Below are 6,711 nucleotides of genomic sequence, written 5' to 3'. Positions count from 1 at the left end.
GCGCGGGCGAGGCCTTGCGCTTGAAGGCCTGCACGAGGCCGAGCACCATCGCGACGAGACCGGCGCCGATGGCGATGCCGTACGACTTGCTGATGTTCGCGTCGTCCACCGGCAGCAGCGCCCAGGCGAGCGCCGCAGTGACGACGAGCGTCCCCCCCCCCCCCCCCCCCCCCCCCGAGGAAGACACCCTCAAGGGCGGCGTACGTCAGGATCAGCGCGGGCGAGGCCTTGCGCTTGAAGGCCTGCACGAGGCCGAGCACCATCGCGACGAGACCGGCGCCGATGGCGATGCCGTACGACTTGCTGATGTTCGCGTCGTCCACCGGCAGCAGCGCCCAGGCGAGCGCCGCAGTGACGACGAGCGTGCCGAGCGTGGTCGCGGTGCGCAGGACGACGTCGTCCATCGTCATGCGGCCGGCCGACGTCATGGGCGCGGGGGCGCCGTGCTGGACGTCCTGCTGGGCGTACGGGTTGGTGGCGTAGGGGTTGCCCGCGGGGGCCTGCTGGCCCGCGTACGGATTGCCCTGCGCGTACGGGTTGCCCTGCTGGGCGGTCTGGGTCGCTGCTGCGGGTCCCCCGGCCTGCGGCTGCGCGCCGAAGCCGGCGTAGCCGTTGTCGCGGCTGAACCCCCGTCGCGAGAAGACCGGGTTACTGCTCCTCATTTCACTCCTCCATGGCCACCGTGTGTGGCTTTGCCTCAAGAGTAATGCGTAGGCAAAGGGATGACCCTAGTGCTTGGGGAGGATCTTTCCCTCTCTGTGACCGAGAACGCTCGGGACGGGCCGCACTGTTCCCGGATCGGAACCGTTGCCCCGGACGAGTGGCACCAGGGAGATCGCCACGGCCCCGAGCACGGCGGCCACGGCGAAGGTCGTGAAGCCGAGCGAGGCGTTCCCGCCCGCCACGACCGCGCCGCCGAGCCAGGGCCCCACGACGGCCCCGGTGCGCCCGACGCCGGTGACCCAGCCGAGGCCGGTGGCGCGCTCGGCGGGCCCGTACACCGTGGGCGCCGCCGCGTAGACCATGACCTGGGCCGAGAAGAGCCAGATGCCGGTGACGAAGACGACGGCGTAGGCGATGCCGAGCGGCAGCTCGGCCTTGAGCAGGAACGCCCCGCACGCCGTGAGCACGAACCAGACGGCGGAGACCCTGACGGCCCCGAAGCGGTCGGCGGTCCGCCCGGCGACGAGCATGCCGACGATGCCGCCCGCGTTGATCACCATCAGGAAGGTGACGGAGGAGGAGAGGGAGTAGCCGGAGGCCCGCATCAGCTGGGGCAGCCAGGTGGAGACGCCGTAGACCAGGAGGAGCCCGGCGAAGGAGGCGGCCCAGAGCAGCGGGGTGGCCAGGCGCCGCCCCGGCGCGAAGAGGGCGGCGACCGCGGCGCACCGCCCCCTGGCCCCGGCCCCGGGGGCCTCGGCGAGGGTCGGGGCGGGCAGCCGGTAGCGGGCGGCGACCGCCTCGGCCTCCCGCGCGCGCCCCTTGGCGAGCAGCACGCCGGGCGACTCGGGCAGCCACTTCAGGACCAGCGGCACGGCGACGGCCGCGGGGATCACCCCGGCCCAGAAGACGACGCGCCAGCCGTGTGCCGGCCCGAGCGCGAGCCCGAGGCCGGTGGCCGCCATGCCGCCCGCGTGGTACGAGGTCATCATCAGGCCGGTGGCGAGCGCGGCCCTGCGCGGCGGCGCGAACTCGGCGACGATGGCGAGCCCGATCGGCATGAGCCCGCCGAGCCCGAGCCCGGAGACGAAGCGTCCGGCGCCGAAGAACGCCGCGTCCGGCGCGAGCGCGCAGAGCGCGGAGCCGAGCGAGAAGAGGACGACACTGCCGGTGACCATCGGCTTGCGCCCGGCCCAGTCGGTGAGGGTGCCGCAGCCGAGCGCCCCGATCAGCATGCCGAAGGTGGTCCAGGAGCCGACGGTCCCCGCGGTCGACGGGGAGAAGCCGAAGCCCTCGTCGTCGAGCAGGTGCGGCATGACGGCCCCGTAGATGTTGACGTCCATGCCGTCGAAGAAGACGACGAGCCAGCACAGGGCGAGGACGGGCGCGACGGTCCCGAAGGTCCGCTCGGGGGCCGGGGGCGGAGTTCTCGTGGTCACGTAGGAGGGTCCTTCCGGGCGGTCGAACGGTCCGGTCAGTCGAGGGGGAAGCCGGTGTAGCCCTCCGCCAGGTCGGTCTCGGCCGAGCGGACCGCGGTGATCCGGTCGAGCCCGGCGAGCTGGAGGCGGTCGTCGAAGGGGGTCGCGTCGGGTGCGCGGTGCAGCAGCGCCGTCATCGCGCAGGAGAAGCGCTCGGCCTGCCAGACGCGGCGCAGGCAGGTGTCCGAGTAGGCGTCGAGGAGGCCCGGGTCGCCCGTGTCGCGCAGCCGGGTCAGCGCGCGGGCGAAGGTGACGACGTCGCCGACCGCGAGGTTGAGGCCCTTGGCGCCGGTCGGCGGCACGATGTGCGCGGCGTCCCCGGCGAGGAAGAGCCGCCCGTGGCGCATGGGTTCGTGGACATGGGCGCGCAGGGGCGTGACGGACTTGGCCGTGACGGGCCCGCGGGCGAGCCGCCAGGCCGGGTCGTCGGTCTCCAGGCGCCGGTCCAGCTCGTCCCAGATCTCCGTGTCGCTCCAGTCGGCGGCATCGGTGCCCGCGGGAACCTGGAGGTACGCGCGCGTGAGGACCGGCGTCCGCATGGAGAGCAGGGCGAAGCCCCGGTCGTGGCGTGCGTAGACCAGCTCGTCGTGGGAGGGCGGCACATCGGCGAGGATGCCGAGCCAGGCGAAGGGGTAGGTCCGCTCGGACACCCGGGAGAGCGCCTGGGGCACGGCCTCGCGGGCCACGCCCCAGTAGCCGTCGCAGCCCACCACGTAGTCGCACTCCAGGACCTCCTCGCGGCCCCCGTGGCGGTAGCGGACCCTGGGGGCCGCGGTCTCCGCGCCCTCCACCGCGAGCGCCTCCGCCTCGAAGAGCAGCGGTCCGCCGTCGGCGAGGCGCAGCGCGATCAGGTCCTTGCAGACCTCGGTCTGGGCGTAGACGGTGACGTACTTGCCGCCGGTGAGGGCGGGGAGATCGACGCGGTGCCTGCGGCGGTCGAAGCGCAGCTCGATGCCGTCGTGCGGGAGCCCCTCGCGGTCCATACGCTCGCCCGCGCCCGCCGCGCGCAGCGCTTCGGCGGTGCCGTGCTCCAGGATTCCGGCGCGCTGGCGCTGTTCCACGTAGGCGCGGTCGCGGCTCTCCAGGACGACGTTGCCGATGCCCGCGTTGTCCAGGAGCCGGGCGAGCAGCAGCCCCGCCGGTCCCGCGCCGATGACCGCGACGGTCGTGCGCATCGATGGAATCCCCCCTCGCTCCCGGACGGGAGCCCGCGAGTCGGCCCCAGGCTCTTGTTCGCCTGGTGAACATTCGTTCATAATGTGCTGACGGGAGTCTCGGACCGTGTCCGCGCGCTGTCAACGGTTCGCGCGGCGACAGTTCGCGCGGCGTCGGTTCGCGCGGCGTCGGTTTGCGCGGCACCCGTTCTTTTCGTCGTACGAGGGAAGGCACGCCATGCCCGAAGAGCCCGCGGGCGAGTCCGTACGCCCGCTGGAGCGGGGCCTGGCCGTCCTGCGCGCCCTGGCGCTCGCGGACCCCGGGCAGCTGCGCGCGGGCGACCTGGTGCGGGCCACGGGGCTGGCGCGCTCCACGGTCGACCGGGTGACCGCGACGCTCACCAGGCTCGGCTACGTCCGCGCGCACGGGCAGGAGCTGCATCTCACCCCGCGCCTGATGGAGCTGGGCAACGCCTACCTCGCGGCCAGCGGCCTGACGGGCGAGGTCGCGGCCCGCACGGTCCGGCTCGCGGACGAGCTCGACGAGTCGGTGTCCCTCGCGGTGCCCGACGGCGACGGCGTCCGCTTCGTGACGCAGGCGGCGCGGCGCCGCGCGATGTCGGTGGCCTTCCGCATCGGGGATCTGCTGCCGCCGGAGCGCTGCGCCCCCGGCGCGCTCTTCGCGGACGCCTGGGACGAGGAGCGGTGGGCCGCCTGGCGGGCCCGGGTCGCGGCGGGTCCGGCGCAGGACGTCTTCCCCGCGCTGCCGCCGGGCCCCGCACCCACGGAGATCCCGGACCTCGCCGCCCGGGTGGCCCGCTCCCGGGAGACCGGCTGGGCCCTGGACGACCAGCTGATCGAGCCCGGCCTGATCGCGGTGGCGGTCCCCGTGCGCGACCCCGCGGGCCGTACGCGCTACGCGCTCTCCGCGGTGAGCCACACCAGCAGGCACACGGCCGAGGGCCTGGCGGCGGCGGTGCTGCCCCGGCTGCGCGCGGAGGCCGAGGAGCTGGCGGGCCTCTCGGCGGCCCCGCAGCCGCCGGACGTCGTCCCCCCGCGCGCGGGGAGCGCCGATCCGGCGACCGCCAAGGCGGAGCTGGGCCCGGAGTTCCTCCAGTCACTGGCGCGGGGTCTCGCCGTCCTGCGCGCGCTGGGCGGGGCGCGCGGCGACGGGCTGCCGCTGACCGCGCTCGCGGCCGCCGCCGGGCTCACGAGGGCCACCGCGCGGCGCTGTCTGCGCACCCTGGAGCTGGCGGGGTACGCGGCGCACGACGGGCGTCTGTACCGGCCGCTCCCCCGCATCCTCGAACTGGGGCACGCGGCGCTCTCCCGGCTCACCTTCGCCGAGATCGCCGAGCCGCACGTGCGGGAGCTGACCGAGCGGGTGCACCAGTCGGCGTCGGTCACCGTCCTCGACGGCACGGACATCCTCTACGTGGCACGGGCGGCCACCGTGCGCGTGATGAGCGTGCGCATCACGCTCGGCACCCGCTTCCCCGCGTACGCCACGGCCATGGGCCGGGTGCTGCTGGCCGGGCTGCCGCGCGAGGAGCGGGAGCGGCTGCTGCGCGAGGCTCCACCGCGCGCCCTCACCCCGCGGACCGTGACGGACCCGGACGAGCTCGCGCGCGTCCTTGAGCGCGTCGCCGCCGACGGCTGGGCCACGGCCGACCAGGAGCTGGAGGAGGGGCTGCGCTCGGTGGCGGTGCCCGTCAGGGACGCGGCGGGGCAGGTCGTCGCCGCCCTGAACGTCGCCCGGCACGCGGGCACCGCGCCCCTGGCCGAGACCCGGGACGCCCTGCTGCCCGCGCTGCGCGGGACGGCGGCGGCCATCGAGGCCGATCTGCACACCGCCGCCCGCTTCCAGGCGGTCCGGCTGCCCTGAACCCCGTCGGGCGGACCGGGGCGGCCGCACGCGGAAGCCACGGCCGAAGCCCAGCGACGTCGTGCACAACACCGTGGCGGGACACTCGAACTGATGAGCCATCAGACGTAAGCCGTACGGAGGCCGGGCGGAGCACACGAATGCGGGGATGGAGCACACGGCCACACCGCACCGCCGTCGTGGCGGAGGTGCCCGGAGCCGGACTCGAACCGGCACGCCCCCGAGGGGCAGCGAGGTTTAAGCTCGCCGTGTCTGCATTCCACCATCCGGGCAGGCCGTGGGCCCCGCATCAAGGATTCGACCCTATCGGGAGGCATCCCTCGAACAGCGGAAGATGAGCCCGATGTTGTCTTATTTTATTGACGTCTGAGGGTGCATCAGCCGCAGGTATGGCCCATCGGTACATGCCGGAGGCCTTTCCACGCTCTCGGCCGGTCTCATGGGCCTCTGCGCGGAATGACGGAATTTAACCCTCCTCCCGTTCCCGTTCCCACCCGCGGACTCAGGGCCATCCCTCATCCCCAGGTATGACACAGGGCTCTCGGGTCCGACTGGAGAGGGCCCCGGGAACCGGAACAGCGGCTGACTACAAGACGCTGATCGGGCTAGACGATGGAGTACATCCCCCTTCGTCGTCCCGTCAGGAGCACCGTCCCGTGACCACCACATCCTTCGCCACCCGGGCCACCGCAGTGGCCGCGCGCGCCACGGACCTGTCCAAGGTGTACGGCCTTGGCGAGACCCAGGTGGTCGCCCTGGACCACGTCTCCGTCGACTTCGGGCGGGGCGAGTTCACCGCGATCATGGGCCCGTCGGGCTCGGGCAAGTCCACCCTGATGCACTGCGTGGCCGGCCTGGACAGCTTCAGCTCCGGCTCGGTGCGGATCGGCGAGACCGAGCTGTCCACGCTCAAGGACAAGCAGCTCACCAAGTTGCGCCGGGACAAGATCGGCTTCATCTTCCAGGCGTTCAACCTGCTGCCCACCCTGACGGCCCTGGAGAACATCACGCTGCCGATGGACATCGCCGGGCGCAAGCCGGACAAGCGGTGGCTGGAGCAGGTCATCGAGATGGTCGGGCTCTCCGGGCGGCTCGGGCACCGGCCCACGGAGCTGTCCGGCGGCCAGCAGCAGCGCGTCGCCGTGGCCCGTGCCCTTGCCTCCCAGCCGGAGATCATCTTCGGCGACGAGCCCACCGGCAACCTCGACTCGCGCTCCGGCGCCGAGGTCCTCGGCTTCCTGCGCAACTCGGTGCGGGACCTGGGGCAGACCGTCGTCATGGTCACCCACGACCCGGTCGCCGCCTCCTACGCGGACCGCGTGATCTTCCTGGCGGACGGGCGGATCGTGGACGAGATGCAGCGGCCGACCGCCGAGGGCGTGCTCGACCGGATGAAGCACTTCGACGCCAAGGGGCGGACGAGCTAGCACCGCCGGTTGCGCGCGGCCGCCGCCTCCCTTGAGCTTCGCCCGGGAGTGCGGGCCTCCGTCGGCCGATCGCGCGGTTCCCCGCGCCCCTGCCGGGGCCTGACAGG

General features: G+C 73.7%; 4 protein-coding genes, 1 tRNA gene and 2 pseudogenes. 2 read left to right on the top strand and 5 right to left on the bottom strand.

The features are described from left to right. The 4 genes and pseudogenes from AB8Z36_RS26000 to AB8Z36_RS25985 form a co-directional block, all read right to left on the bottom strand. Window positions 1–109: pseudogene (locus AB8Z36_RS26000) on the bottom strand (Bax inhibitor-1/YccA family protein); the annotation flags it as partial. A gap of 64 nt (window positions 110–173) precedes the next feature. Beyond that, window positions 174–662: pseudogene (locus AB8Z36_RS25995) on the bottom strand (Bax inhibitor-1/YccA family membrane protein); the annotation flags it as partial. Window positions 663–728: 66 nt separating this feature from the next. Next, entirely contained in the window at window positions 729–2,099 is a 1,371-nt protein-coding gene (locus tag AB8Z36_RS25990; protein WP_369215803.1) for an MFS transporter, read from the bottom strand. Between the two features lie 35 nt (window positions 2,100–2,134). Next, window positions 2,135–3,313, bottom strand: a complete 1,179-nt coding sequence (locus AB8Z36_RS25985) for a 4-hydroxybenzoate 3-monooxygenase (RefSeq protein WP_369215802.1) — start codon at window positions 3,311–3,313, stop codon at window positions 2,135–2,137. 217 nt (window positions 3,314–3,530) lie between these two features. Here AB8Z36_RS25985 and AB8Z36_RS25980 point away from each other — a divergent pair, with 217 nt between their 5' ends. Beyond that, on the top strand, window positions 3,531–5,177 hold the full coding sequence (locus AB8Z36_RS25980) for an IclR family transcriptional regulator domain-containing protein (RefSeq protein WP_369215801.1): 1,647 nt from the start codon (window positions 3,531–3,533) through the stop codon (window positions 5,175–5,177). 189 nt (window positions 5,178–5,366) lie between these two features. On the opposite strand, the gene AB8Z36_RS25975 is transcribed toward AB8Z36_RS25980, so the two are convergent. Next, window positions 5,367–5,449, bottom strand: a tRNA-Leu gene (locus AB8Z36_RS25975). A 384-nt stretch (window positions 5,450–5,833) separates the two neighbouring features. Between AB8Z36_RS25975 and AB8Z36_RS25970 the strand changes: the two genes are divergently transcribed. Further along, the gene (locus tag AB8Z36_RS25970; protein WP_369215800.1) at window positions 5,834–6,604 is read left to right on the top strand and encodes an ABC transporter ATP-binding protein; all 771 of its coding nucleotides are present in this window, start codon (window positions 5,834–5,836) and stop codon (window positions 6,602–6,604) included. Window positions 6,605–6,711 lie beyond the last annotated feature (107 nt).

The sequence above is a fragment of the Streptomyces flavofungini genome (genome assembly GCF_041028215.1).
Classification (GTDB): domain Bacteria; phylum Actinomycetota; class Actinomycetes; order Streptomycetales; family Streptomycetaceae; genus Streptomyces; species Streptomyces flavofungini_B.
This window is presented reverse-complemented; position numbering and strand designations above follow the sequence as displayed.

Bases quoted from the DNA above. Each gene is read 5' to 3' on its own strand.
- AB8Z36_RS25985 (WP_369215802.1), bottom strand. From the start codon at position 3,313: ATGCGCACGACCGTCGCGGTCATCGGCGCGGGACCGGCGGGGCTGCTG.
- AB8Z36_RS25980 (WP_369215801.1), top strand. From the start codon at position 3,531: ATGCCCGAAGAGCCCGCGGGCGAGTCCGTACGCCCGCTGGAGCGGGGC.